Source organism: Streptantibioticus ferralitis, assembly GCF_029223525.1.
Taxonomy (GTDB): Bacteria; Actinomycetota; Actinomycetes; order Streptomycetales; family Streptomycetaceae; genus Streptantibioticus_A; species Streptantibioticus_A ferralitis.
The window spans coordinates 16,163-40,997 of sequence record NZ_JARHTQ010000027.1 but is presented as its reverse complement, the minus strand read 5'-3'; the positions used below and the strand labels follow the sequence as shown (position 1 = coordinate 40,997).

23 protein-coding genes and 1 tRNA gene are annotated in these 24,835 nt (G+C 71.5%); 10 read left to right on the top strand and 14 right to left on the bottom strand.

The window, feature by feature from the left end:
• Nucleotides 1–11 precede the first annotated feature (11 nt).
• From P2L57_RS30545 to P2L57_RS30525, 5 genes are all read left to right on the top strand, one after another.
• Complete coding sequence (locus P2L57_RS30545) at nt 12–767, top strand: ABC transporter permease (protein ID WP_303656876.1); 756 nt, start codon at nt 12–14, stop codon at nt 765–767.
• A gap of 49 nt (nt 768–816) precedes the next feature.
• Nucleotides 817–2,040, top strand: a complete 1,224-nt coding sequence (locus P2L57_RS30540; RefSeq protein WP_275819983.1) for a sensor histidine kinase — start codon at nt 817–819, stop codon at nt 2,038–2,040.
• A complete protein-coding gene (locus P2L57_RS30535; RefSeq protein ID WP_275819981.1) occupies nt 2,037–2,678 on the top strand; it encodes a response regulator transcription factor in 642 nt (213 codons plus the stop codon). Before P2L57_RS30540 ends, P2L57_RS30535 begins: the two co-directional genes overlap by 4 nt.
• Before the next feature lie 13 nt (nt 2,679–2,691).
• A tRNA-Gly gene (locus P2L57_RS30530) sits at nt 2,692–2,767 on the top strand.
• Nucleotides 2,768–2,870: 103 nt separating this feature from the next.
• Entirely contained in the window at nt 2,871–4,115 is a 1,245-nt protein-coding gene (locus P2L57_RS30525) for an MFS transporter (RefSeq protein ID WP_275819980.1), read from the top strand.
• A 288-nt stretch (nt 4,116–4,403) separates the two neighbouring features.
• Here the strand turns inward: P2L57_RS30525 and P2L57_RS30520 are convergent, their stop codons facing one another.
• The 4 genes from P2L57_RS30520 to purD form a co-directional block, all read right to left on the bottom strand.
• The gene (locus P2L57_RS30520) at nt 4,404–5,303 is read right to left on the bottom strand and encodes a phosphoribosylaminoimidazolesuccinocarboxamide synthase (protein WP_275819978.1); all 900 of its coding nucleotides are present in this window, start codon (nt 5,301–5,303) and stop codon (nt 4,404–4,406) included.
• A gap of 103 nt (nt 5,304–5,406) precedes the next feature.
• Nucleotides 5,407–6,924, bottom strand: coding sequence for a N,N-dimethylformamidase beta subunit family domain-containing protein (locus tag P2L57_RS30515; RefSeq protein WP_275819976.1), 1,518 nt, complete (start codon nt 6,922–6,924; stop codon nt 5,407–5,409).
• Between the two features lie 239 nt (nt 6,925–7,163).
• Nucleotides 7,164–8,888: a hypothetical protein gene (locus P2L57_RS30510; RefSeq protein ID WP_372515997.1), complete on the bottom strand. Its 1,725-nt coding sequence runs from the start codon at nt 8,886–8,888 to the stop codon at nt 7,164–7,166.
• Nucleotides 8,889–9,160: 272 nt separating this feature from the next.
• Entirely contained in the window at nt 9,161–10,411 is a 1,251-nt protein-coding gene (gene purD, locus P2L57_RS30505; RefSeq protein WP_275819972.1) for a phosphoribosylamine--glycine ligase, read from the bottom strand.
• A 262-nt stretch (nt 10,412–10,673) separates the two neighbouring features.
• On the opposite strand from purD, the gene P2L57_RS30500 reads away from it, so the two are divergent.
• The gene (locus P2L57_RS30500) at nt 10,674–11,507 is read left to right on the top strand and encodes an SLATT domain-containing protein (RefSeq protein WP_275819970.1); all 834 of its coding nucleotides are present in this window, start codon (nt 10,674–10,676) and stop codon (nt 11,505–11,507) included.
• A gap of 49 nt (nt 11,508–11,556) precedes the next feature.
• Here the strand turns inward: P2L57_RS30500 and P2L57_RS30495 are convergent, their stop codons facing one another.
• Nucleotides 11,557–12,207, bottom strand: coding sequence for a putative DNA-mimic protein (locus P2L57_RS30495; RefSeq protein ID WP_275819968.1), 651 nt, complete (start codon nt 12,205–12,207; stop codon nt 11,557–11,559).
• Between the two features lie 92 nt (nt 12,208–12,299).
• A complete protein-coding gene (locus tag P2L57_RS30490; RefSeq protein ID WP_275819966.1) occupies nt 12,300–13,016 on the bottom strand; it encodes a GntR family transcriptional regulator in 717 nt (238 codons plus the stop codon).
• 155 nt (nt 13,017–13,171) lie between these two features.
• On the opposite strand from P2L57_RS30490, the gene P2L57_RS30485 reads away from it, so the two are divergent.
• A complete protein-coding gene (locus P2L57_RS30485) occupies nt 13,172–13,363 on the top strand; it encodes a hypothetical protein (protein WP_275819964.1) in 192 nt (63 codons plus the stop codon).
• Nucleotides 13,364–13,457: 94 nt separating this feature from the next.
• Here the strand turns inward: P2L57_RS30485 and P2L57_RS30480 are convergent, their stop codons facing one another.
• Together P2L57_RS30480 and P2L57_RS30475 are read right to left on the bottom strand one after the other, a co-directional pair.
• Nucleotides 13,458–14,810, bottom strand: a complete 1,353-nt coding sequence (locus P2L57_RS30480) for an aspartate aminotransferase family protein (RefSeq protein ID WP_275819962.1) — start codon at nt 14,808–14,810, stop codon at nt 13,458–13,460.
• 114 nt (nt 14,811–14,924) lie between these two features.
• Nucleotides 14,925–16,208, bottom strand: coding sequence for an adenylosuccinate synthase (locus P2L57_RS30475; protein WP_275819961.1), 1,284 nt, complete (start codon nt 16,206–16,208; stop codon nt 14,925–14,927).
• Nucleotides 16,209–16,345: 137 nt separating this feature from the next.
• Between P2L57_RS30475 and P2L57_RS30470 the strand changes: the two genes are divergently transcribed.
• A complete protein-coding gene (locus tag P2L57_RS30470; protein ID WP_372515996.1) occupies nt 16,346–17,152 on the top strand; it encodes a diacylglycerol kinase in 807 nt (268 codons plus the stop codon).
• Here the strand turns inward: P2L57_RS30470 and P2L57_RS30465 are convergent.
• Entirely contained in the window at nt 17,135–17,617 is a 483-nt protein-coding gene (locus P2L57_RS30465; RefSeq protein WP_275819958.1) for a GbsR/MarR family transcriptional regulator, read from the bottom strand. The genes P2L57_RS30470 and P2L57_RS30465 overlap by 18 nt on opposite strands.
• A gap of 61 nt (nt 17,618–17,678) precedes the next feature.
• Here P2L57_RS30465 and P2L57_RS30460 point away from each other — a divergent pair, with 61 nt between their 5' ends.
• Together P2L57_RS30460 and P2L57_RS30455 are read left to right on the top strand one after the other, a co-directional pair.
• On the top strand, nt 17,679–18,575 hold the full coding sequence (locus tag P2L57_RS30460) for an ABC transporter ATP-binding protein (protein ID WP_275819956.1): 897 nt from the start codon (nt 17,679–17,681) through the stop codon (nt 18,573–18,575).
• Nucleotides 18,572–20,164 carry an ABC transporter permease gene (locus P2L57_RS30455; RefSeq protein ID WP_275819955.1) on the top strand — a complete coding sequence of 531 codons (1,593 nt, stop codon included), beginning with the start codon at nt 18,572–18,574 and terminating at the stop codon, nt 20,162–20,164. The genes P2L57_RS30460 and P2L57_RS30455 overlap by 4 nt, the downstream gene beginning before the upstream one ends.
• 1 nt (nt 20,165) lies before the next feature.
• Here the strand turns inward: P2L57_RS30455 and P2L57_RS30450 are convergent, their stop codons facing one another.
• From P2L57_RS30450 to P2L57_RS30430, 5 genes are all read right to left on the bottom strand, one after another.
• On the bottom strand, nt 20,166–21,365 hold the full coding sequence (locus P2L57_RS30450) for a cytochrome P450 (protein ID WP_275819953.1): 1,200 nt from the start codon (nt 21,363–21,365) through the stop codon (nt 20,166–20,168).
• A gap of 88 nt (nt 21,366–21,453) precedes the next feature.
• Complete coding sequence (locus tag P2L57_RS30445; RefSeq protein WP_275819952.1) at nt 21,454–22,167, bottom strand: alpha/beta hydrolase family protein; 714 nt, start codon at nt 22,165–22,167, stop codon at nt 21,454–21,456.
• Complete coding sequence (kynU, locus tag P2L57_RS30440; protein WP_275819950.1) at nt 22,164–23,378, bottom strand: kynureninase; 1,215 nt, start codon at nt 23,376–23,378, stop codon at nt 22,164–22,166. The genes P2L57_RS30445 and kynU overlap by 4 nt, the downstream gene beginning before the upstream one ends.
• The gene (locus tag P2L57_RS30435; RefSeq protein WP_275819948.1) at nt 23,371–24,213 is read right to left on the bottom strand and encodes a tryptophan 2,3-dioxygenase family protein; all 843 of its coding nucleotides are present in this window, start codon (nt 24,211–24,213) and stop codon (nt 23,371–23,373) included. The genes kynU and P2L57_RS30435 overlap by 8 nt, the downstream gene beginning before the upstream one ends.
• Before the next feature lie 188 nt (nt 24,214–24,401).
• A complete protein-coding gene (locus P2L57_RS30430) occupies nt 24,402–24,815 on the bottom strand; it encodes a DUF3151 domain-containing protein (RefSeq protein WP_275819946.1) in 414 nt (137 codons plus the stop codon).
• Nucleotides 24,816–24,835 lie beyond the last annotated feature (20 nt).

The following is a 24,835-nucleotide window of genomic DNA, read 5'->3' as shown; positions in this document are numbered from 1 at the left end:
ACACAGCAGGGATGACCGCCCGGTTGGCGGCACTGGGTCGGGCCGAGGCGACACTGCTGTGGCGCAACCGGTCGGCGGCGTTCACCGCCCTGTGTATGCCGCTGTTCATGGTGTGGGCGCTGCGTCCCGCAATCGCGCACATGCACCTGGGGAAGGTCGGCATGACCGCCAGCGCGGTGTCGATCACCGGCGGCATCGGTATAACCCTGGTCTTCGTCGTCTACAGCGGTCTGGTGCCCGCATATGTCACCCGCCGCGAGGAGTTGGTGCTCAAACGGCTGCGCACCGGAGAACCGACCGATCTGGAGATCCTGGCCGGGACCGCGCTGCCCGCGGTGACGGTGGCGCTGGCGCAGTGCGTGGTGATGATCGCCGCCGGGTCCGCGCTGCTCCATGTGCCCGCGCCACGGCGCCCCGAACTGTTCCTGCTGGGCCTGGTGTTGGGGATACCGCTGATGGTGGCGCTGGCCGCCGCGTCGTCCGCCCTGGCCCGTACCACGGAGGTGGCGCAACTGACGGCGATGCCGCTGAGCTTCATCTCCCTTTTCGGCTCAGGGCTGTTCACGCCGTTGGAGGTGTTGCCGCACACGCTCGCTGACGTCTGCCGCCTGCTGCCCCTGACACCGGTCGTCGACCTGGTCCGCACCGGCTGGCTCGGCGGCGCCGACGCGGCGCGGGTGGTGCGCGACCTGGTGACCGCGTTCGCCTGGACCGGGCTCGCGGTGTTTGCTGTACGACGGTGGTTCCGTTGGGAGCCGCGGCGTTGAGGGGGTAGTTCTGGTGTGGGGTTGGCGGAAGCGCAGTGGGGCCGGGCGGGTGGAGCTCTACAGCCGCGGGTCGCAGTACGTGTCGTTCACGCTCTTCACCCTCGGCGGGTCGCTGATGCTCGCCGGAGGATCGGCCGGCGGCCATCGGCATCTGCACGGCCTCCTGCTCGCGCTGCCCGCGGTGGTTCTGCTGCTGTGCCAGGGCGGGTTGGCCATCGCACTGAACAAGCAGGCGCTGGACCACTACCTGGGGCTGCGGGGGGCTCCGGGTCGTCGGTTGACGCTCGGGCTGGTGGCGGTGTCGGTGGCGTTGCTGTCCTACGTGGTGGTGTTGCAGGCGGTCCGGGTGCTTTCGCTGGTGATGGTGTCGGAGACCGTGATGTTCAGCCTGGCCCTGCTCACCGGCCCCTTGTCGCTGCTGATGCCGATCCGGCGCACCGTGTGGGTCTGCGCGCTGGCGGTCGCGGTGGTGAGCGTCGCGGTCGGTGTGTCCGGATCCGGGGTGCGGGCGTCGGCCGCGGCCCTGTTCATGGGCACCGTCGGCTGTGGGTCGTTCGGCTTCTCCTCCAGGGGCTGCGGCTGGATCCTCTCCGTCATGCGGGAGTTGGAACGGGCCCGCGATCTGCAGGGGCAGCTGGCGGTCGCCGAGGAACGGCTGCGGTTCGGGCGCGATCTGCACGATGTGCTCGGCCGCAATCTGTCGGTCATCGCGCTCAAGAGCGAACTGGCGGTCCAACTGGCGCGCCGGGAGCGGCCGGAGGCGGTGGAGCAGATGATCGAGGTGCAGCGCATCGCACGGGAGTCGCAGGGCGAGGTGCGCGACGTGGTCCGCGGCTACCGCACCGCCGATCTGCACACCGAACTGGCGGGAGCCCTCTCGGTGCTGCGGGCAGCCGGGGTCGACTGTCAGGTGCACGGCGATGACGCCTCCGCGCTGCCCGCCGAGGCGCAGTCGGTGCTGGCCTGGGTGGTCCGGGAGGGCACCACGAACGTCCTGCGGCACGGGGACGCGGGGCACTGTGCGATACGGCTACGGGCCTGCCCGGACGGTGCGGCCGTGCTGACCATGGAGAACGACGGCGTGGAGGACCGGCCGCCGGGCAAGGGCAACGGCCTCGACGGGCTGCGCGAGCGCCTCACGGTGGTCGACGGCACGCTCGCCGCCGAGCGCCGGGCGGGCGGGACCTTCCGGCTGACCGCCGAGGTCCCGCCGGTGGCCGAACCGGGCGCGGAGCGGGCGCACGGGGAGTTCGCGACAGGGAGAGCGGGATGAGCGCACAGCTGGAACCGGTCATGGACACGGCGCCGGTGCGGGTGCTGCTCGCCGACGACGAACACCTCATCCGGGGGGCGCTGGCCGCGCTGCTGTCCTTCGAGGACGATCTACGGGTGGTGGCGGAGGCGGCTTCGGGGCCCGAGGCACTGGCGATGGCCAGGGCGCACCGGCCCGATGTCGCGGTGCTGGACCTGGAGATGCCCGGCGCGGACGGTGTGGCGGTCGCCACATCCCTGCGGTCCGAGCTGCCGGACTGCCGGACCATGATCGTCACCGGGCACGGCCGCCCGGGGCATCTCAAGCGGGCGCTGACCGCCGGGGTGCGCGGCTTCGTACCGAAGACCGTCTCGGCGCAGCGGCTCGCCGAGGTCATCCGTACCGTGCACGCCGGAGGACGTTATGTGGACCCGGAGTTGGCGGCGGACGCGATCAGCGCGGGCGACTCCCCGCTGACCGCCCGGGAGACCCAACTCCTTGAGTTCGCGGCGGACGGCGCACCGATCGCGGAGATCGCTCAGCGCGCTGCGCTGTCGCCCGGAACGGTCCGTAACTACCTCTCCTCGGCGGCGGCGAAGCTCTCCGCCGAGAACCGTCATGCGGCGGTGCGCATCGCACGGTCCCAGGGTTGGCTATGATGGGGCACAGCACGCGGACGTAGCTCAGTTGGTAGAGCGCAACCTTGCCAAGGTTGAGGTCGCGAGTTCGAGCCTCGTCGTCCGCTCCAGTAGCGAAAGGCCCCGGCTGTCACAGCCGGGGCCTTATCCATGCCGCACGGCTCTTGATCGAAACATTGACATGTGCCTGACGTGGGGCCTAGTTTCCGCAGAATGCTGAGTACGGTACGGGAGCAAGCGCGCGGCCTGACCAAGGACCAGCGCAACGCGTTCCTCGCCGCCTATCTGGGCTGGGCGATGGACGCCTTCGACTACTTCCTCGTGGTCCTCGTCTACAGCGAGATCGCCGACGAGTTCAAGGTCTCGCTGACCGACATGGCCTTCCTCACCACCGTGACGCTGATCATGCGGCCGGTCGGTGCGTTCGTCTTCGGGCTGTGGGCGGACCGGCGCGGGCGCCGCGTACCGCTCATGGTCGACGTGCTGTTCTACTCGGTGGTCGGCTTCGCCTGCGCGTTCGCGCCGAACTACACGGTCCTGCTGGTGCTGCGGCTGCTCTACGGCATCGGCATGGGTGGTGAGTGGGGCCTGGGCGCCGCGCTGGCGATGGAGAAGATCCCGCCCGAGAAGCGCGGCTTCTGGTCCGGAATGCTGCAGGGCGGCTACTCCTTCGGCTATCTGCTGGCCGCGGTCGCCTTCCTCTTCATCGAACCGGCCTTCGGCTGGCGCGGCCTGTTCGCGTTCAGCCTGCTCCCGGCGCTGGTGGCGCTCTTCGTACGAACCAGGGTCGAGGAGAGCGAGGTGTGGGAGCGCACGGTACGGCTCAACGCCACCCCGGCCCGCGAGATCTTCCGCGACCCGGCCGTGCTGCGGCGCTTCGTGTACCTCGTCGCGCTGATGACCGCCTTCAACTGGATGTCGCACGGCACGCAGGACGTCTACCCGACCTTCATCAAGAAGGGGTTGGGGATGTCCGCGGACACCGCGATCGTGATCGCCATCATCTACAACATCGGCGCGATGATCGGCGGACCGCTGCTCGGTGCGTACTCCGAGCGGCTGGGCCGCCGCCGGGTGATCGTCATCGCCGCGGCGGCCGGGCTGCTGGTCGTTCCGGTCTTCGCGCTGTCGACGACCGCCGGATGGCTGGCGTTCAGCGCGTTCATGATGCAGCTGTGTGTCCAGGGCGCCTGGGGCGTCATACCTGCGCACCTCAACGAACTCAGCCCGGACGCGATCCGGGGCTTCTACCCCGGGGTCACGTACCAGCTCGGCAATCTGATCGCCGCGTTGAACCTGCCGATCCAGGAGACCCTGGCCAAGCACTACAGCTATCCGACGGCGCTGATGGGGACCGTCTTCCCGATCCTGGCCGTCGTGATCCTGCTCAGCGCCTTCGGCAAGGAGGCAAGGGGCGTGCGGTTCGGTTCGGCCGCCACACCATCGGGGCTGACGTAGCTCTTCCCGCCCTCCCACCCCTTGCCGGGATCGTATGGGCGCCGTCGCGCTGGGTCGTCTGTGGGGCGGGGCCGGGGTGTCCCCGCAGCGACCCCGCGACGCACCGCAACTGTGCAGTGATAGCCGGAGTGAGGAGACACCCCGGCCCGCCCCCGACCCCACGGCAGCCGCGGGCACCGGCAACGGGGAGGGAAATCTCCGTACCCGGAACCGCCAACCGGGCCGGAGGCCGCCCCGCGCAACGGCAAGATACGGACCATGGCAACAGGAGGAGGGAGGGAAAACCCCCTACACCCAGGCCGTACCCGTGAGCCGCTCGTAGGCCTCCACGTACTTGGCCCGGGTCTGCTCGACCACATCGGCGGGCAGCTCGGGCGGCGGAGCCTCCCCGTGCTGGTCCCAGCCGGAGGCGTCGGACGTCAACCAGTCCCGGACGAACTGCTTGTCGAAGGACGGCTGGGCGCGTCCGGGCTGCCACAGGTCCGCCGGCCAGAACCGCGAGGAGTCCGGGGTGAGCACCTCGTCCGCCAACACCAACTCGTCGCCGTCGTAACCGAATTCGAACTTGGTGTCGGCGAGGATGATGCCGCGCTCGCGGGCAAGGTCGCGCGCCCGCCCGTACACCGCCAGCGTCGTCTGCCGCAGCAGCGCGGCCGTCTCCGTGCCCGCCCGGCGGGCGACCTCCTCATACGAGACGTTTTCGTCGTGCTCGCCGACCTCGGCCTTGGTCGCCGGGGTGAAGATCGGGGCGGGCAGCTCGGATCCGTCGACCAGCCCCTCCGGGAGGGCGAGCCCGCAGACGGTGCGGTCGCGCTCGTACTCCCGGAGGCCGGAACCGGTCAGGTAGCCGCGGGCGACGCATTCGACCGGGATCATGCGCAGCGACTTGCAGATCATCGTGCGGCCCGCCCAGTCGGCGGGCGCTCCCTCGGGCAGGTCGGTGGAGATGACGTGGTTGGCGACGACGTCGGCGAGCTGCTCGAACCACCACAGGGAGAGCTGGGTGAGGATCCGCCCCTTGTCCGGGATGGCGGTCGGCAGCACCCAGTCGTACGCCGACATCCGGTCGCTGGCGACCATGACCAGCCGCCCCTCGGCGTCCTGGTAGAGGTCACGGACCTTTCCGGTGTGCAGATGCACCAGGCCCGGGACCTGCTCGGGCTCGGGCTTCTCAACGAATCCGGACACGGTTCCTCCACGTAGGTTGGTCCAAGTGCCCTGATTCTCCCGTACCCGCCATCCGGGCGCGCGGCCCGGGGTCACCCACCGCACCGGCCCCGGATCCACCGGGTCAGTCCCGCTTGCAGATACGGTCCAGCAGATTGGCGGTCGCCCGCTGCACCCGCGGGTCGACATGGCCCGGCCGGTCCAGCGCCGGGGACCAGGCGAAGGTGCCGGAGGCGAAGACATACGCACCGCTCGGCGCCCGGTAGAGCGAGGTCTCCTGGTGCACCCGCATGCCCTGGGTGTCCTCGTACGGGGAGTGGGCGAGCAGGATCCGGTCGGTGTACTCCGGCAGGGCGGTACGCGGAAAGTACCGGTCCGCCTCGCCCGCGACCAGCCCGGGCAGTTCGTCGCCCTCCCCCGCGCCGGTGGCCTGCCACAGCCAGTGGTTGGCGTTGCGGACCACCAACGGCGACGGGTCGGGCACCCGGCCCGCGTACTGCACGCCGAGCAGTTGCTGCTCTGGCTCGCCCATGTCCCGCCAGAGGGCGGTGCGGCCGCGCTGGTCGCCGGGGTCGCGGCGGCGCTTGCGGCAGGTGAGCAGCCGCTCGGGGGCCATCGCCGGTGACGAGCCCAACTCGATCTGCCAGTACATGGTGTTGGCGGACAGGAACACCAGCGAGGTGCCCTGCTCCCGGGCCCGCTCGACGGCCCGCCGCATGTCCGCCGACCAGTACTCGTCGTGCCCGGGGAAGACCAGCCCCCGGTAGCGGCCGGGGTCGATACGGCCCGCGTGCAGATCGCGGGTGTCGGCGTACGCCAGGTCGTATCCGTAGCGCTCGGCCCAGCGGATGAAGTCGTAGGCGTGGCCCACGTGCAGCGGCAGTCCCGCGCCCGCGTAGGGGCGGTCGAAGGAGACCGTCACCGCGGCCGCCTCCTCGCCGAGCAGTCGGCCCTCCTCGTCCCACGCGTGGTACAGGCTGGCGCCGGTGCTGCCGTCCTCGGGGTAGAGGTTGTAGGCCTGCCAGGTGATGTCGGGCAGCACCAGCAGCAGATCGGCGGGGCGGCCGTCCCGGACGGTGAACGGAATGTGGCTGCGGTAGCCGTCGGCGGTGGTCAGCACCGCGACGTACGCGCCGGTGTTCCAGTAGGACGGGATCTGCAGTCGCCAGGACAGCCACCAGTGGTGGCAGGAGACGGTGCGTCCCGCGGCCAGCGGGGGCGGCTGCACAATGCCGGACAGCCGGGGGCTGGTGGTGATGTGGGCGGCGCCGTCACCGCCGTAGTGCCCGATCCGGTAGACGTCGACACTGAACTGCTGCGGCGGGTCGACGGTGATGTGGAAGTCGACGCTCCCGCCGGGGACGACGGAGCCGGACGAGGCGAAGCCCTTGATCTGGAGGCGGACGTCGTCGGCGTTGCGAGGACCCGACAGATGCCTGCGCACCGAGCGCTGCACCGGTACCCGTTCATCGTCGAGGGCGTCGATGGCGGCGAGCTCCACGTACCAGGGCAGCAACTGCCCCGAGTCGTCCAGGTAGTACTCCCGGCCGCGCAGCCAGGGAAGCGGTCCCTGGCCGAAGGGGTCGGTCACGGCGTGCGCGAGGGCTCCAGAGTCCCAGCGCCGGATTTGGTCCGTCCCCACGAAAATCCCCTCCCCGCCCTGTCCTGCCGGCGGTGCGCCTGCTGTTTGCCCCAGCACATCACACAATGCGGTCCGTCCATCACCCTTAGTGGCTAATTATCGGAACAGATTCGCGATGAAGGGTCCAATTCCGGTCATCTGTGCCGCGCACTCGTACGAGACCGATGAGCTGGATGGGGCGTGTGGCTGTAGTTGAGTCAACGTGTAGCGGGCCATCCGCTGGGCCGCCAGCCGCCGAATCAGACAAGGCGCACCGGCTTCTCAAGGCGGACTCCGACCGCGTTCAGCCAGGAACGCAGTGGCGCCGGGTCCCCGTTCTCCACAAGGCGCAGCACGGGCCAGGACAGGTCCGACCGCGGGGTGCCGCCGACCAGCAGCGCCGGGCCGTCCAGCCAGTCCAGCCCGGGGGCGGCGCCCGCGGTGTCCACGGCGGCGCAGCACACCATGGCGGTGACATGGTCGGTGAGCAGTTCACGGCCGGTACGCGGGGGAAGCAGCTGGTAGACGGGGGTGGCCGGGTCGCCCTCCGGGCCAACGGCGGCGGTCGGCACGGTCGTCGGCACGAGTGCTTCGGTGTGCGCCTGCTCGCGTTCCTCCCGCGCCTGCAGCACGCTGATCCGGGCCGCGAGCTCCTCACTGCCGCCCCGCGCGAGGCGGTCGAGGACCCGGGCGAGGGTCGCCTTGGCGGGCCCCGGCCCGTCGACGATCCCGGACGCTCCGGGCACCCCGGCGGGCGGCGACAGCTCGTCGAGCACCCGGTGCAGCCGCGCGGCGTCGCTGCGCCATATGCGGTCGACCACCTCTTCGGGGTACGCCTCCCAGGCGACCGGCGACCAGCCGGTGGCGGGGCGCGCCGGGACACCGTGGAAGAGCCGGGCGGCCAGCAGCGAGGCGGCCTCGTCGATCACACCGGGCTCTTCCAGCAGGTCACAGGCGGGCCTCTCGCCGAGCCTGCTCTCGAATCCCTCGGCCAGCCGGTCCCGGCGGGACAGCTCGGTGAGGGCCGAGACCACGCCCGCGTCCAGCCGGGACGGCCAGCGGCCCATCCGCCAGGCGGGTAGCGCCACCCGGGTCAGCAGCCGGTCCCAACCGGCGTAGGCCAGGCCGACCTGCTCCTGGGCGACGATCCGCAGCCCGTAGTCCACCGCCTGCGCACGCTCGGAGGCGGCGGCCGCGACCGCGCGCTCCATCTCCGCGATGTGCGCCCGGCAGCCGCGCAGCAGCAGCCGGGCCACCCAGCCGATGAACCCCAGCGCCGGGCGCCGGACCAGTCGGGCGAGCCCACCGGGGTCGCCCGATGTGGCGCTGCCCTGCGCCGATACCGCGACGGCGGCGTCCAGGCCGCGTACGAAGCGGCGGGCCGCGGCTATGTCCGGGTCGGCGGACGGTCCGGTGCCCGCCACGACCGGAGCGAGCAGCGCGCGTAGCTCGGCGACCCGCATCCACCACATGAACGGCGACCCGATGACCAGCACCGGAGCCTGCGGCGCGCGCCGCGCCAGCCGACGGCCGGCGCCGCGGTCCGCCGGCCGCGCGCCCCGGTCCGTCCGGCGCCGCTGATGGCTGCGGTCCTCCAGCCAGCTGTCGCAGTCCGGGGTGAGCGCTATCGCCGACGGCACCGGTACCTGAAGCCGTCCGGCCAGGTCACGCACCATGCGGTACAGCTCGGGCGCGGATGCCTCGGTCACCGGGACGGTCGGGCTCACGGCGGGCCGGGCCCGTACGATCACCGCGGCCACGCCGCCCGCGAGGACCAGCACCGCCAGGGCGCCGCCCACCACGGCCCAGCGCAGCGCGTCCCATCCCCCGCCGCCGATCCGGCCCGTGGCACCGGCGACCAGCAGCACCACCGCGAAGGCGGCGGGCAGCAGGGCGACCGCCAGCGCGGTGCTGCGGATGCGGAGCACCGCGAGGGCGCGGGTGCGTGCTGCGTCTTCACCGGCCACCGAGCTGTTCACCCCCAAGCTGAGAAGGCCCTGCGACCAACGAGCCGCCGACGGCGTTGCTTCATCCCCCCACTGTGGCATCGCCCACTGACATCGCAATGTGGTGCGGCCAGTTGCCTTAAGGGCACGGTGGCGGCTGGAGTCCGCATGCCGGGCACCCTAGTTGCGGCGGGTGGCCGCGTCAGCCGGATGGCTAAGCCCTCACCCGATGGAATGGCGGAAGCGGGCCGGGCGCGGGGTGGTTGCGCCCACGGCGGGCGGTTACCGCCCGCCCACCCCTTTCGCCCGCGTTACCCCTCCGCTGCCGCCTTCGCGATGTCCGTCCGGTGGTGGGCGCCGTCAAGGTGAATCAGGTCGACCCCGGCGTATGCGCGCCGCCGAGCTTTGGCCAAATCTGGACCCGTCGCGGTCACGGACAGTACCCGTCCGCCCGCGCTCACCACGCGTCCTTCTGCATCAAGCTTCGTACCCGCGTGCAGTACATACGTCAGAGCGTCGCTAGACGCCACCGCCTCCAGGCCCTCGATGGGGTCACCGGTGCGGGGCGTCCCCGGGTAGTTGTGCGAGGCGATGACGACGGTCACGGCGGCGCCGTCGCTCCACCGCAGCGGCGGCTCCTCGTCCAGCCGTCCGGTCGCCGCGTTCAGCAGCACGCTCGCCAGCGGGGTCTTCAGCCGGGCGAGCACGACCTGGGTCTCCGGGTCGCCGAAGCGGGCGTTGAACTCGATGACCCGCACACCGCGCGAGGTGATCGCCAGACCCGCGTAGAGCAGACCGGCGAACGGCGTGCCGCGGCGACGCAGTTCGTCCACCGTCGGCTGCAGCACGGTCGCCATGACCTCGTCGACCAGCGACGAGTCGGCCCACGGCAACGGCGAGTAGGCCCCCATGCCACCGGTGTTCGGGCCCGCGTCGGCGTCGTACGCCCGCTTGAAGTCCTGCGCTGGCTGCAGCGGCAGCACGGTGGTGCCGTCCGTGATCGCGAAGAGCGAGACCTCCGGGCCGTCGAGGAACTCCTCGATGACCACCCGGCCGCAGGCCAGCGCGTGTTCGCGGGCGGTCGCGAGGTCCTCGGTCACCACGACGCCCTTGCCCGCCGCGAGCCCGTCGTCCTTGACGACGTAGGGCGCACCGAACCCGTCGAGCGCCTCGTCGATCTCCTCCTGCGTGGTGCAGACGTAGGAGCGGGCGGTGGGTACTCCGGCGGCGGCCATCACGTCCTTCGCGAACGCCTTGGACCCCTCCAGCCGGGCCGCCTGGCGGGACGGTCCGAAGCACGCGATGCCGCGGTCCCGTACCGCGTCTGCGACGCCCGCCACCAGCGGGGCCTCCGGGCCCACCACGACCAGGTCGGCCGCCAGTCGGGCGGCGAGGCCGGCGACGGCCTCGCCGTCGAGTGCGTCCACCGCGTGCTGCTCGGCGATCTGAGCGATACCGGCGTTGCCGGGCGCGCAGTGCAGGGAGGTGACATCGGGGTCGAGGGAGAGGGCGCGGCACAGGGCGTGTTCGCGGGCGCCACCGCCGATAACGAGGACCTTCACGGGGTCAGCCTACGGCGCGTGCCGGGGCCGACTTCCTGGGGGCGCTGCGCGGTGCCTGGTTCGTCGTGGTTGCGGTCGGTCCCTCCCACCCGCCGTCCCTTGTCCAGAGGTCACTCTTTCGGGTAACGAAGCGGCGGGCACATACCCAACGACACGGCACTTTCGGGCGGAATTCCTCTGACCGCGCCCCCATGGTCAGCCGTTCGGCGGTAAGAAGGGGATTTCGGGTGGGCGTGAGCACGAGTGCGAGGGAGTTCGACGGGTGAGCCAACCGGACAAGCACCCCGAGGGGACCCCTCAGGAGGGAAACGGGCCGGGGCGGGGCCTGTGGCCGCTCGGCCGGACGAGCGGCGACGCGGCGCCGCCCGGTTGGCAGTCCCCGGGACGTGTCGACGGCACATCCCGGCGCGGCGGCCCGCCGCACGAGGACCTGCGCGGCGCCCCGTTCCCGCTCGGCGACTGGGGCGATCCGGCGGCCCGCCTCGGTGAGCTGTACCGCTGGGCGGAGGACAGCGCGCTGCGCACCGCCGACTGGTACCTGGCGGACCGGGTGCGCAAGCGCCGCTGGGCCCGTGCGCTGCGGGTCACCACCGTGCTCGGCGTGGGCACCGGGCTCGCGCTGCCGCTGGTGGAGTTGACGCACACCGCGAACAACCTGGCGGGCTGGGGGTACCTGGGCTTGCTGGCGGCCGCCGTCTGCGTGGGAGTCGACCGGTGGTTCGGTCTGACCTCGGGGTGGATGCGCGATGTCGCGACCGCACAGGCGGTGCAACGGCGGCTGGAGCAGCTGCGCTTCGACTGGGCGTCGGAGAGCGTACGGGAGGTGCTCGGCCCGACCGAGGGCACCGCGAGCGAGGCCGCGGAGCGGTGCCTCGCCGTGCTGCGCCGGTTCAGCGAGGACATCTCGGAGCTGGTGCGCGGGGAGACGGCGGAGTGGATGGTGGAGTTCGGCGCCGGGACCGCGCCGCTGCGCACCCAGGCGCTGGTGTCCTGGCGGCGCGGCGAGGGCGGGCAGCAGCAGGGGCGGTTTCCGTTGCCGCCCGGAAACCGCCCCAATATGCCGCGGCAGCGGCCGCCGGAGGGTCCTGGGAGGTAAAGGGCTCTTCTTGGGGGGGCAGGCCTCCCAACCCCCCGCCGGGACGCGCTCAGCTGAACATGATCATCGAGCCCTGGGCCAGACTGCGTGTCGCCGCCGCGTGCAGCCCCAGCCAGACATGCCGCTCCCGGGCGAACGGGTCGTTCTCGTACGGGATCTGGGCGGCCGGTTCGTCCAGGCTGGTCGGCCGGTCCGGCGGCGCGGGCGGCAGCGGCGGGGTGGCCGGGTCGATGCCGATCGCCGGAGCGACCGACTCCAACTCCCGCAGCAGCCCATGGCTGGACCCCAACGGCCCGCCGCCCGCCAGGAGTTCCTCGTTCACCACCGGAACCGGAAAGTCCAGCGGTACGTAGGCGCCCGCGTGGTCGTAGTGCCAGACGAGGTGCGACTGCTGCGCCGCGGACTCGAACATCTCCAGCAACTGCTCGTAGTCGCCGCCGAGTTCATCGACCGGCGTCACCTCAAGCCCGCACAGCATCAGCATGTGGGCGCGGCGCAGGAAGTGCAGCGCCGCGTAGTCGAAGCCCGCGACCGGAGCCACATCTCCCGACAGTCCGGGCATATAGCCATGAATGGGAACCGGCGGTAGACCGGCCTCGCCAAGCGCCTTGTTGTACGCGCCGATTTCTTCCGCGAAGGGGTTTTCCGGGCTGTGACACAGCACGTCGACCAGAGGGACCAACCATAGGTCGCAGGCCACGGGCGCTCCAGGAGGTGGTAGGAGGCAGGGCCGCCAGCGTAACCGCCCGCCTCCGTCCCGTCAGGGGTACGTGACGGGTACGGTCCCCTACGTCAGAGGCCCGTCAGCCAGGCGTCAGCGGTCCCGGCCTGTCCGCGCCGATCGACGAGCCCGCGCATCAGCGACAGCGAGTGCTCGTTGTACGCCTCGACGATGCGCTTCGCACCCGCGGTGTCCCCGTCCCGTATCGCGTCCACCAGCGAGACGTGCTCGGCCCAGCACACCCCCGCCAGATCCGGCACGCCCCGCAGCAGCGGCACCGCGAACACCCAGGACTGCACCCGCAGCCGATCCAGGAACTCGCAGACGTGCGCATTGGCGGTGAGCACCGCCAGCTCCCGCCAGAAGCGCAGATCACAGCCGATCAGCACATCGAGCGCACCGGCCCGCGCGGCGCTCGACGCGGCCTCCGCCCGCCTACGGACGGACGCCATGCCCTCCTCCGGCGGCACCAGCGGACCACGCGCCGCCAGCCGGCGGAAGATCCCCTCCGTCACCAGCGTGCGGGCCTCGATCAGACCGCGGTAGTCGTCGTGGGTGAACTGCCGTACCTGGAAGCCGCGATGGTGCTCGACGTCCAGCAGGCCCTGTGCCGCGAGGTCGACCAGGGCCTCGCGCACCGGGGTGGCGGAGACCCCGTACAGCTCGGCGATCTCCTTCACCGTGAAGTGCTGTCCGGCGGGCAGCCGCCCGGTCAGGACCTCATCGCGGAGGGCATCGGCGATCTGCTGGCGCAGACTGCTGCGCCGAACCGGCGTACTGCCGGGCATACCGCCTCCTCGATGGTGCTGTCTGTGGCGTTTTGCGGGGCATCGCGGCCACGCAGACCGGTTTGGGTCCCGGGACAAGATATGCGAGGCGGCTACCCCGCTCGACCGCCGGTAGTCCTCCACGTGACCGGGGCCACCACCCGTTCGGCCCGCAGATGCAGCCGGAGGCGGCCTACTTCTTCTCCCTGGACGGGATGCGCACGGCGTTGTTCGTCTTCGACCCGGCGGACACCTCGCAACTGCCCCGGCTCACGGAGCCCGCCTTCCGGGAGCTGAAGGCCAGGGTGTCCATGTGCCCCGTGATGAACCTCGACGACCTGACCGCCGGCCTCGCCCGCCTCCACTGACCAGACCAGCGGTTCCGGGCAAGGAGCTCCTCACCCGGAACCGCTGGTCACGAGCAGCACCGCCGAGCGCCGGCGCGACCGCTGAGCGCGAGCGTCAGAGTGCGTCCACGACCCCCAGTGCCGCGTCCAGGATCGCCAGGCCCTCCTTGGCCTCGGCCTCGGTCACGGTGCAGGGCGGAACGACATGCGTCCGGTTCATGTTGACGAACGGCCACAGCCCGCCCCGCTTGCACGCGGCGGCGAACTCGGCCATGGGCGCGTTGTCGGCGCCCGCCGCGTTGTACGGGACCAGCGGTTCGCCGGTCGCCTTGTCCTTGACCAGGTCCAGCGCCCAGAAGACGCCCATGCCGCGCACCTCGCCCACGCAGTCGTGCCGGGCGGCGATCTCGCGCAGGCCGGGATCGAGTACCCGCTCGCCGATCTCGGCGGCGTTCTCCACGATCCGCTCCTCGCGCATCGCGTTGATCGTCGCGATGGCCGAGGCGCAGGCCAGCGGGTGACCGGAGTAGGTGAGTCCACCGGGGTACGGGCGGTGGGCGAAGGTCTCCGCGATCCGCTCGGAGATCGCGACCCCACCGAGCGGTACATAACCGGAGTTGACGCCCTTGGCGAAGGTCATCAGGTCCGGGGTGACCCCCCAGTGGTCGGCGGCGAACCACTTGCCGGTGCGGCCGAAGCCCGCCATGACCTCGTCCAGGATGAAGACGATCCCGTAGCGGTCGCAGATCTCCCGTACCCCCGCCAGGTAGCCGGGCGGCGGGACCATGATCCCCGCGGTGCCGGGAATTGTCTCCAGGATGATCGCGGCGATGGTCTGTGGGCCCTCGAAGGCGATCAGCTCTTCCAGGTGCTTCAGCGCTCGCTCGCACTCCTCGGCCTCGGTGCCGGCGTGGAACGGCGAGCGGTAGAGGAACGGCCCCCAGAAGTGCACGACCCCGGCCGAGCCGGTGTCGGACGGCCAGCGGCGCGGGTCGCCGGTGAGGTTGATCGCGGCGGCGGTCGCGCCGTGGTACGAGCGATAGGTGGACAGCACCTTGTGGCGGCCGGTGTGCAGTCGGGCCATCCGGACCGCGTTCTCCACCGCCTCGGCGCCGCCGTTGGTGAAGAAGATCTTGTTCAGGTCGCCCGGGGTGAGTTCGGCGATCAGCCGCGCCGCCTCGGACCGTACGTCGATCGCGAACGCGGGCGCGAAGGTGGCCAGCTTCCCGGCCTGCTCCTGGATGGCGGCGACGACCTTGGGGTGCTGGTGGCCGATGTTGGTGTTCACCAGCTGGGACGAGAAGTCCAGATAGCGATTGCCCTCGTAGTCCCAGAAGTACGAACCGTCGGCCCCGGCCACCGCGAGCGGATCGATGACCGCCTGCGCGGACCAGGAGTGGAAGACATGCGCGCGGTCCGCGGCCTTGACGGCGGCGCCGCGTTCGGGTTCTACGAGAGGGGGCGTCATGGAGCCCAGCGTAGGGATGCCCCCGTTCGGGCCGGAATGGTCAGCCTGTATGGCTTGGGCCACTCCCACCGACATGTTGTCAGCGGGAGTGGCCCATCATCATTCCTGGACGGCCTAGAGGAACGAGTTGATCTCGATCGTCTCGTCCCGGCCCGGGCCCACGCCGATCGCGGAGATCGGGGCGCCGGACATCTCCTCCAGAGCCTTCACATACGCCCTGGCGTTCTTCGGCAGTTCGTCGAAGGACTTGGCCTTGGAGATGTCCTCGCTCCAGCCGGGCAGCGTCTCGTAGACCGGCTTGGCGTGGTGGAAGTCGCTCTGGCTGTACGGGAGTTCCTCGACCCGCTGGCCGTCGATCTCGTACGCCACGCAGACCGGGATCTCCTCCCAGCCGGTGAGGACGTCCAGCTTGGTGAGGAAGAAGTCGGTCAGACCGTTGACCCGGGTCGCGTACCGCGCGATCACCGCGTCGAACCAGCCGCAGCGCCGGTCGCGGCCGGTGGTGACACCCCGCTCGCCGCCGATGGCGCGCAGCTTCTCGCCGTCCTCGTCGAACAGCTCGGTCGGGAACGGACCCGCGCCGACCCGCGTGGTGTACGCCTTGAGGATGCCGATGCTCCGCGAGATCCGCGTCGGGCCGATGCCGGAGCCGGTGCACGCACCGCCCGCGGTCGGGTTCGAGGAGGTCACGAAGGGGTACGTGCCGTGGTCCACATCGAGCAGCGTGCCCTGGCCGCCCTCCAGCAGGACGACCTTGTCGTCGTCCAGCGCCTGGTTCAGCACCAGCGTGGTGTCGGTGACGTAGTCCCGGATCTGCTCCGCGTAGCCGAGGTACTCCTCGACGACCTTCTCCGCGGAGATGGCCCGGCGGTTGAAGATCTTGACCAGGATCTGGTTCTTGTCGTTCAGCGCGGCCTCGACCTTCTGCCGCAGGATCGACTCGTCGAACAGGTCCTGCACCCGGATGCCCACCCGGTTGATCTTGTCGGCGTAGGCCGGGCCGATGCCCCGACCGGTGGTGCCGATCTTGCGCTTGCCGAGGAAGCGCTCGGTGACCTTGTCGAGGGTCTGGTGGTACGGCGTGATCAGATGGGCGTTGCCGCTGATCAGGAGCTTGGAGGTGTCGACACCGCGCGCCTGGAGCCCGCTCAGCTCGGAGAGCAGGACCGCGGGGTCGACCACCACTCCGTTGCCGATGACCGGAGTGCACCCGGGGGACAGGATTCCGGAGGGAAGCAGGTGCAACGCGTACTTCTGGTCACCTACCACCACCGTGTGACCGGCGTTGTTACCGCCCTGGTAGCGCACCACGTAGTCGACCGAGCCGCCGAGCAGGTCGGTGGCCTTCCCCTTGCCCTCGTCACCCCACTGAGCACCGAGCAGCACAAGTGCGGGCACAGGCGTACACCCCTTCCGGGCGGGGCATGTCCAACGTGCGTAAGAGCCGTCGAACCGGTGCCCCGGAATAGACGAAGCCCCTGGCGCAAAGGCGCAAGGGGCTCTTGCACCGAGATTTTACCTGAGGAAGGACGAAGGTGTCGGCTCAAGCCTCGGCCGGGCTTCCGCTGCTGGTGGTCATCGACCCCGCGGCCCGCACGATGGACGGCGAATCGGTGCGGATCGCGAAAGACGTCCTGCGGGCGGGCGCGTCGTCACTGAAGATCTGCCTTCCGGACAACGGCGAGGAACTCCAGCGGGCGCTGGCACACCGCGGTCGACGCCGCCCGGTGGTGATCGGCGACGATCACTCACTGCTGCGTACGGTACGGATCCTGCACCTGCAGGGCGCGCTGGGCGAGGCGGCGCTGTCCATGGTGCCGGTGGGCCAGCGGTCCGCGCTGGCGCTGTCGCGACGGCTCGGCGTACCGCAGTCGGCGGTGGCCGCCGCGCGGGCGGCGCTGGACGGCGCGGACCGTGATCTGGACCTGCTGCTGGACGAAAGCGGCGGAATCGTGCTCGGCGCGCTGCGGATCCCCTCGCGCCCGGCCCCGGTCGCCAAGGGCAACTGGCTTGAGCGCGGCGCCCGCTCCCTGGCCCGCACCCTGACCGGCGCGAACGGGCATGCCCTGGGCCAGCGGCTGCGGGTGGAGGCGGACGGGGTGGTGCTGGCGGATCTGGACCGCCCGGTGCACGAGGTGTCCGTACGGTCCCCGGCCGGCGGCCTGGCGGATGTCTACGTCCACCATCCCGAGGACGGCCGCCCGCTGCGGGTACGCGCGCAGGCGGTCACCATCTCCGGCCGGGACTACCGCTACCACGCCGACGAGTCACTGACCGGCCCGGTGCGCACCCGCACCTGGACGGTGCAGGCGGACGCCTGGCGGCTAACCGTTCCCCGCTAGCCGACGGGCCCGCCAGCGCTCCATCATCGCGGGCAGCTCCCCTTGCAGGAAGGCGAAGAACTCGGCGGTCTCGGCGATGCGCTCCCCGGCCGGGGTCGTCCTGCCGACCGCCTCGACGCCGGAGGCCAGGGTGCTCTCCCAGCGGGTGAGGTACTGGTCGCGGCGGGCGAAGGTCTCGTACCACTGGTCGCTGTGCACCCGGTACCGCTCGCGCCGGGAGCCCGGCTCGCGCTCCCGGGAGATCAGGCCGACCTGGGCGAGGTAGCGCACCGCGCCGGAGACGGCGGCCGGGCTGACCTGGAGGCGTTCGCCGAGTTCCGCGGAGGTCAGCGCGCCCTCCGCCGACACCAGCAGGGCGCCGAAGACCCTGGACGGCATCCGCGGCATACCCGCCTCGACGAGTTCCGAGGCGAACCGCTCCACGAAGCGGTCCACCGCTTCTTCGTCCCGCTGCTGCTCTCCCATGGCGATCACTATACGGTTCACTAGCTTCACAAGTTTATGAAAGTAGCGTAGCTTCAAAAACATGAACTCCGCAATCGAGGTGACCGGCCTGCACAAGTCCTTCGGCCGCACCCACGCACTGGACGGCCTCGACCTCACCGTCGCCCGCGGCGAGGTCCACGGCTTCCTCGGGCCGAACGGGGCCGGGAAGTCCACCACGATCCGGGTACTGCTCGGGCTGTTGCGGGCGGACGGCGGCGAGGCCCGGCTGCTCGGCGGCGACCCGTGGCGCGACGCGGTACGGCTGCACTCACGCCTGGCGTACGTCCCCGGAGACGTGACCCTGTGGCGCAACCTGTCCGGCGGTGAGGTCATCGACCTGCTCGGCCGACTGCGCGGCGGCCTGGACGAGGGCCGCAAGCAGGAGCTGCTGCGGCGCTTCGAACTCGACCCCACGAAGAAGGGCCGAACCTACTCCAAGGGCAACCGGCAGAAGGTCGCCCTCGTCGCGGCCCTCGCCTCCGATGCGGAACTGCTGATCCTCGACGAACCGACCTCGGGCCTCGACCCGCTGATGGAGGAGGTCTTCCGGGAGTGCGTGACCGAGGAGCGCGACCGGGGGCGGACCGTCCTGCTCTCCAGCCACATCCTCAGCGAGGTCGAGGCGCTCTGCGACCGGGTCAGCATCATCCGCGGCGGCCGGACCGTGGAGACCGGCACGCTCGCCGAGCTGCGCCATCTGACCCGGACCTCGATCACCGCGGAACTCGCCGGGCCGCCCAACGGACTGGCCCGGCTGCCCGGCGTCCATGACCTCGATGTCCGCGGCAACCGGGTCAAGTTGCAGGTCGACACCGACCAACTCGACGCCGTGCTGCGGCAGATCAGCGAATCCGGCGTACGCGGCCTCAACTGCGCCCCGCCCACGCTCGAAGAACTCTTCCTGCGCCACTACCAGAGCGAAGCGGTGGCCCGATGAACGACCTCACCGGCACCGGCACCCTGCTCCGGCTCGCGCTACGGCGCGACCGGGTGATGATCCCGGCCTGGGTGCTGCCGCTGGGCCTGCTCGTCATCGCGACGCGGACCACCATCAGCGGCCTGTACCCCACCGGGGCCGGCCGCGCCGCACTCGCCGCGAGCATGGCCACGAACGGCTCGCTGCGCGCGCTCTACGGCCCGGTGTACGACACCGGCATCGGCGGTCTGACGGCGTGGCGCATGGGATCGACGGGCCCGGCCCTGGCCGGGCTGATGGCGCTGCTGCTCGTCGTGCGCCACACCCGCGAGGAAGAGGAGGCCGGGCGGCTGGAGCTGGTGGGCGCGGGGGCCGTCGGGCGGCGGGCGCCGCTGGCCGCCTCGCTGATCACCGGTTTCGGCGCCTCGCTGGTCCTCGCCGTGTTCATCACACTCGGTCTGCTCGCACAGGGCGCGGCCGGGGCGCTGGCGCTCGGGCTCGCGTTCGGCGGTGCGGGGTGCGTCTTCGCGGCCGTCGCGGCGGTCACCGCGCAGCTGACCGAGACCGCGCGGGCCGCCAGGGGCATCGCGGGAGCGCTGCTGGGGGTCGGCTATCTGCTGCGCGCCACCGGTGACGCCGCGGGGCCGGGCGGCCCCGGCTGGGTCGGGTGGCTCTCCCCGCTGGGCTGGGCGGAGCGGCTACGCCCGTACGCGGACGAGCGCTGGTGGGTGCTCGCGCTCTTCGCGGGCTCGGCCCTGATCCTGGTCGCGACGGCGCACGCGCTCGTCGCCCGGCGGGACCTGGACGCCGGTCTACTGCCTTCCCGGCCCGGGCCGCAGGGGGCAGGGCGGCGGCTGGCCGGTGTGTACGGCCTGGCCTGGCGGCTGCAGCGCGGCGCGCTGTACGGCTGGGCGTTCGGCTACGCGGCCGCGGGCCTGGTACTCGGGGCGATCACCAAGGGCGCGGCGGACCTGGGGAACGGCAACCGGACCGTCGCCGACGAGATCAACAACCTCGGCGGTACGCACAACCTGGTCGACTCCTTCCTGGCCGCCATGATCAGCTTTCTGGGCATGCTCGCCGCCGTCTACGTCGTTCAGGCGGTGCTGCGGCTGCGCGGCGAGGAGTCGGGCGGGCGAGCGGAGCCGGTGCTCGCCACCGCGGTCGGACGGATCCGCTGGGCGGCCGCGCATCTGGTGGTCGCCACGGCCGGTTCGGCCGCACTGCTGACCGTGGGCGGCATCGCGCTCGGCATCGGCTACGGGGCGACGGTCGGTGATGTGAGCGGTCAGCTGCCGCGGATGGCCGGGGCGGGGCTGGTGCAGCTGCCCGCGGTGCTGTTCGTCGCGGCCAGCGCCGTGCTGATCTTCGGTGCGGCGCCGAGGATGGCCATGGCGAGCTGGAGCGTGGCCTCGGTGACCCTCGCCATCGGGCTGTACGGGCCGCTGCTGAAGCTCAGCCAGTGGGCACTGGACCTGTCCGCCTTCGCCCATCTGCCCAAGGTGCCGTCGGCGCCGGTGACCGCGGCACCACTGGTGTGGCTCACGGCGCTGGCCGCCGTGCTGACGGCGGCCGGACTCGTCGCGTTCCGCCGCCGCGATCTCGGCTGACTCAGATCTCGACCGGCAGCTCCCGCAGGCCCCGGATGACATAGCCCGGCTTCCACTCGGGTTCGCGGACCAGCCGCAAGCCCGGGGCGGAACGCAGCAACGCCCCGAAGGACGCGGCCAGTTCGATGCGGGCCAGCGGTGCGCCGAGGCAGTAGTGGATGCCCGCGCCGAACGCCAGATGAGGGTTGTCGGCGCGGGCCAGGTCAAGGTGGTCGGGGTCGGCGAAGCGGGCCGGGTCCCGGTGGGCCGAGCCGAACAGCAGGGCGACCTCGCTGCCGCGCGGGATCGTCGTCGAGCCGATCTCGACGTCGTCCAGCACCCAGCGCTCGAACATCTGCAGCGGAGTGTCGTACCGCAGCAGTTCCTCGATGGCGGTGGGCAGCAACCCCGGCTCGGCGCGCAGCAGTTCCAGCTGCTCCGGATGACGGAAGAGCGTCCACCAGCCGTTGGCGGTGGTGTTGACGGTGGCCTCGTGGCCCGCGTTCAGCAGCAGCACGCAGGTCGAGACCATCTCCTGCTCGGAGAGCCGGTCTCCCTCGTCGTACGCGGCGATCAGCGCGCTGATCAGGTCCTCGCCCGGGTCCTTACGCCGCTCGGCGATCAACTCCCGCAGATACCCGGAGAACTCACGGCTCGCGCGGACGGCGGCGGTGGCCGTCTCCTCGTCCGGGTTCAGCTCGAACATCCCGCAGATCGCCGCCGACCACGGGCGCAGCAGCCCCCGGTCGGCGGGCGGCACGCCCAGCATCTCGGCGATGACGGCGACCGGCAGCGGCTCTGCGACCCGGGCGAGCAGATCACCGCCGCCTTCGGCGCACAGGTCGTCGACGAGTTCCGCGGCGAGCTTCTGCACCGTCGGCACCAGACTTTGCACCGTACGCGGCGTGAAGGCCTTGGAGACCAGCCGACGGATCCGGGTGTGGTCAGGGGCTTCGAGATCGAGCAGCCCGTTCCCGTTGAGGACATGGAACGGCTCGTGCTCGGCGGGCGGCGGGGTGCGGCCGAACTCCTCGTGCGTGAAGCGGTGCAGATACGTCCGGCCCAGGCGCCGGTCCCGCAGCCCCGCGCTGACGTCGTCGTAGTGCGGGATCAACCACTGGTTGGTCGGCTCACACCAGATCGCACGCCCACGCTCACGCAGCCGCCGGTAGGCCGGGTACGGGTCGGCGACGAAGCCGGGTGACCAGGGGTCGAATTCCATCTGGTGCTCCTTGGTGCCGGTGGGCGCTGCGATTCCGGGTAGCGGTGGTTCCGAGGCCGCCACCGCGCCCAAGATCCGCCGGCCAGGCCTACCGCGCATCGGCCAGGGCCGCCAGGAGTTCCGGGAAGGCCGCGGAGCCGGGGATCAGCGGTGCGTAGTGGCCGACGCCGGCCAGTTCGCGTAGTCGCGCGCCGCAGGCGACCGCGTACCGGCGCGAGATCTCGACCGGGACGTCGAGATCGTCGGTCCCGTGCAGGATGACCGTCGGCGCGGTCACCCGCGGCAGCCGCATCGGGTCGACCGACGCCAACTCGCCCCCCTCGCCGAGAAGTTCAGCGACGGCGCCATCGCTGAGGCCCAGCTCCAGCGCGTAGCCGAGATCGGCGACCGGCGAGACGGCGACCACACCGGTGACCTCGCCGTGCGCCGCCGCCCACAGCGCCAGCTGGCCGCCCGCCGAGTGGCCGAGCAGCGCCTGGTCGGCGTCGCCCCAAGCGGTGGCCACCGCCCGCGCCACATCGTCGAACGTCGCGGGCCAGCCGCCACCACCGCCGACCCGCCGGTACTCGACCAGTGCCACCGCGAAGCCGCGTCGCGCCAACTCGGCGGCGAGCGGCGACAGATGGGTGCGGTCGTACGCCTCGCGCCAGAAGCCGCCGTGCAGCACGGTCACCCGGCGCCGCGCACCGCCCAGCCCGTAGTAGTCGATGACCTGCGACGGGTGCGGACCATAGCGGAGGGTCTCCTCCGGCGGGGCGGGAGGCAGCGCCAACAGCGCCGCCTCCTCTTCCTCCGGGGTCACCGCAGTACGTCCGCAAGCGTGTCCGCCGCCCGCAGCGCGTCCACGTAGCGCGTGTAGAGCGGGGTGAAGCCGAAACGCAGCACGTCAGGGCGGCGGAAGTCGCCCACCACGCCGCGCTCGATCAGCGCCGCCATCACCTCGCCCGCACCGCGGCAGCGCAGCGACACCTGGCTGCCGCGCAGCGCGTGTTCAGCGGGCGTGATGGACTCGACCAGGCCGTCGGGAACCAGCTCGGCCACGCACTCCAGGAAGAAGTCGGTCAGCGCCAGACTCTTGTGGCGCACGTCCTCGATCGCCACCCCGTCCCACGCCTCCAACGCCGCGTCCAACGCGAGCATCGACAGGATCTCCGGCGTACCGACCCGGCCGCGCAGCACACCGTCCGCCGGTGCGTAGTGCGGCCGCATGCCGAACGGATCGGTGTGCGAGTTCCAGCCGGGCAGCGGCGAGTCGAACCTCGGTTGCAGATCACGGCGGATGTAGAGGTACGCGGGCGAACCCGGGCCGCCGTTGAGGTACTTGTACGTACAGCCGACGGCCAGGTCCACCCCGTGCTCGTCGAGTCGCACCGGTAGCGCGCCTGCGCTGTGGCACAGGTCCCAGACCACCAGCGCACCCGCGGCGTGCGCGGCGGCGGTGGTGCCGGGCAGATCGTGCAGCCGTCCGGTGCGGTAGTCCACATGGTTGACCAGCGCGACGGCGGTACGCGGCCCGACCTCGGCCGCCATGTCGACCGCCGCCACCGGGCGGACCGTACAGCCGGTCATCCGCGCCGCCGACTCGGCGATGTAGCCGTCGGTCGGGAAGGTGGCCGCGTCGACCAGCACCTCGTCCCGGCCGTCCGGCGCCATGCGTACCGCGGCGACCAGCGCCTTGAAGACGTTCACGCTGGTGGAGTCGCCGACCACCACCTGTCCCGGCGCGGCCCCGATCAGCGGGGCGATCCGGTCGCCGACCCGCTCCGGCGCGGTCCACCAGCCGCTCTCGTCCCAGGAACGGATGCGCAGCCGCCCCCATTCGCGCTCCACCACGTCCTGCAGCCGGGCGGCCACCCCGTGCGGCAGCGCGCCGAGGGAGTTGCCGTCGAGGTAGACCTCCGCGGCGCCGGCCGGGCGGTCAGGCGAGGTGTCGAGGGCGAACCGGTCGCGGATCTTGGCCAGTCGGTCGTCGCCGTCAAGCTCTTCGGCCCGTCGAAGGAGTGCGTCAGACATGGCTTCTGGCCGTCCACAGCTCGGGGAAGACGTTCTTCTGGGCGCGCTTCTCCAGCCAGGCCACACCTGCCGACCCGCCGGTGCCCGCCTTGGCGCCCATCGCTCTGCGGGTCGCCACCAGGTGGTCGTTGCGCCAGCGCCACACCAGTTCGGCGACCTCGGTCAGCGCCTCGCCGAGCCGCGCCTCGTCGCTGTCCTGCGGGCCCGAGTAGATCTGCTGCCAGACCCGCTCCACCGCGGGATCGGCGTCGTAGCGCTGCGAGAGGTCGCGGTCGAGTACCCCACCGGGGACCGGGTGGCCGCGGCGCGCCAGGAAGCCCAGCACCTCGTCGTACAGGCTCGGTTCCTGGAGTGCCTTCTCCAGTTCGGCGTACACCCGCGGCGCGCCGCGGTGCGGTACCAGCATCGAGCTGGACTTCTCGCCGAGCAGGAACTCAAGGCGCCGGTACATCGCCGACTGGAATCCGGAGCCCTCACCGAGGGCGCTGCGGTAGGCGTTGAACTGGGCGGGCGTGAGATGGGCCAGCGGCTTCCAGGAGGCGTTCAGCGACTCCAGCTCGTAGCAGCTGCGCCGCAGCGCCGACAGGACCGTCGGCAGGTCGTCCTGGCGGAGCGCCTCGGCCGCGGTCTGCCACTCGTGCACGATGACGGTGAACCACAGCTCCATGACCTGGGTGGTGACCAGGAAGACCATCTCACCCGGGTCGTCGGAGAGCGGGTGCTGCAGATGGGTGAGGACATCGGCCTGTACGTAGTCCTCGTAGGGGGTGGTGCCCTCGAAGTCGAGGTTCGGAGTCTCGGGACCGGCTGCGTCGGACCCCGGGTGGTGGGACATCGCTGTCTCCTCGATCTGCACTACCGGGTAGCGGTCCGCTCCTTCCCTGTCGGCGTCGGAGCCCCGGTCCCCTCGGGCCCGCGCACACGATCGACGTACCGCCCGGCCCATCCGCATCATGCGGTGAACAGCCGCGATACGGCAAGACCTGCCTGGCGGCTTCGGCCAGGCAGGTCTTGCCGTTCGGATCAGGTCAGCGTGTCGGCGGCCGTCGGGGAGGATTCCCGCAGGAAGGACGCGCAGCGCTCGTGCTCCTCGTCCTCGCCGATCGCCTGCGCGGCGCGGCCGAGGGCGTGCAGGGCGCGCAGGAATCCGCGGTTGGGCTCGTGCTCCCACGGCACCGGCCCGTGGCCCTTCCAGCCGTTGCGGCGCAGCGCGTCAAGCCCGCGGTGGTAGCCGGTGCGGGCGTAGGCGTAGGACTCGACGACCCGGCCCGCTTCGAAGGCGTCGTCGGCGAGTTGCGCCCAGACCAGCGAGGAGGCGGGGTACTTCGCGGCGACATCGGCCGGCGCGGTTCCCGAGGCGAGCAGCTCGCGCGGCTCGGGATCGTCGGGCAGCTGGGTCGGGGGCGGCCCCCCGAGCAGGTTCTCGTGAATTCCCATGGGTCCCAGTCTGCCGCGTC

Excerpts from the sequence above, each read along its gene's own strand:
- P2L57_RS30490 (WP_275819966.1), bottom strand. The coding sequence starts at position 13,016 with ATGCCCGGCAGTACGCCGGTTCGGCGCAGCAGTCTGCGCCAGCAGATC.
- P2L57_RS30460 (WP_275819956.1), top strand. The coding sequence starts at position 17,679 with ATGAACTCCGCAATCGAGGTGACCGGCCTGCACAAGTCCTTCGGCCGC.
- kynU (WP_275819950.1), bottom strand. The coding sequence starts at position 23,378 with ATGTCTGACGCACTCCTTCGACGGGCCGAAGAGCTTGACGGCGACGAC.
- P2L57_RS30455 (WP_275819955.1), top strand. The coding sequence starts at position 18,572 with ATGAACGACCTCACCGGCACCGGCACCCTGCTCCGGCTCGCGCTACGG.
- P2L57_RS30485 (WP_275819964.1), top strand. The coding sequence starts at position 13,172 with ATGCAGCCGGAGGCGGCCTACTTCTTCTCCCTGGACGGGATGCGCACG.
- P2L57_RS30450 (WP_275819953.1), bottom strand. The coding sequence starts at position 21,365 with ATGGAATTCGACCCCTGGTCACCCGGCTTCGTCGCCGACCCGTACCCG.
- P2L57_RS30430 (WP_275819946.1), bottom strand. The coding sequence starts at position 24,815 with ATGGGAATTCACGAGAACCTGCTCGGGGGGCCGCCCCCGACCCAGCTG.
- P2L57_RS30465 (WP_275819958.1), bottom strand. The coding sequence starts at position 17,617 with ATGGGAGAGCAGCAGCGGGACGAAGAAGCGGTGGACCGCTTCGTGGAG.
- P2L57_RS30535 (WP_275819981.1), top strand. The coding sequence starts at position 2,037 with ATGAGCGCACAGCTGGAACCGGTCATGGACACGGCGCCGGTGCGGGTG.
- P2L57_RS30525 (WP_275819980.1), top strand. The coding sequence starts at position 2,871 with ATGCTGAGTACGGTACGGGAGCAAGCGCGCGGCCTGACCAAGGACCAG.
- P2L57_RS30480 (WP_275819962.1), bottom strand. The coding sequence starts at position 14,810 with ATGACGCCCCCTCTCGTAGAACCCGAACGCGGCGCCGCCGTCAAGGCC.
- P2L57_RS30435 (WP_275819948.1), bottom strand. The coding sequence starts at position 24,213 with ATGTCCCACCACCCGGGGTCCGACGCAGCCGGTCCCGAGACTCCGAAC.
- P2L57_RS30545 (WP_303656876.1), top strand. The coding sequence starts at position 12 with ATGACCGCCCGGTTGGCGGCACTGGGTCGGGCCGAGGCGACACTGCTG.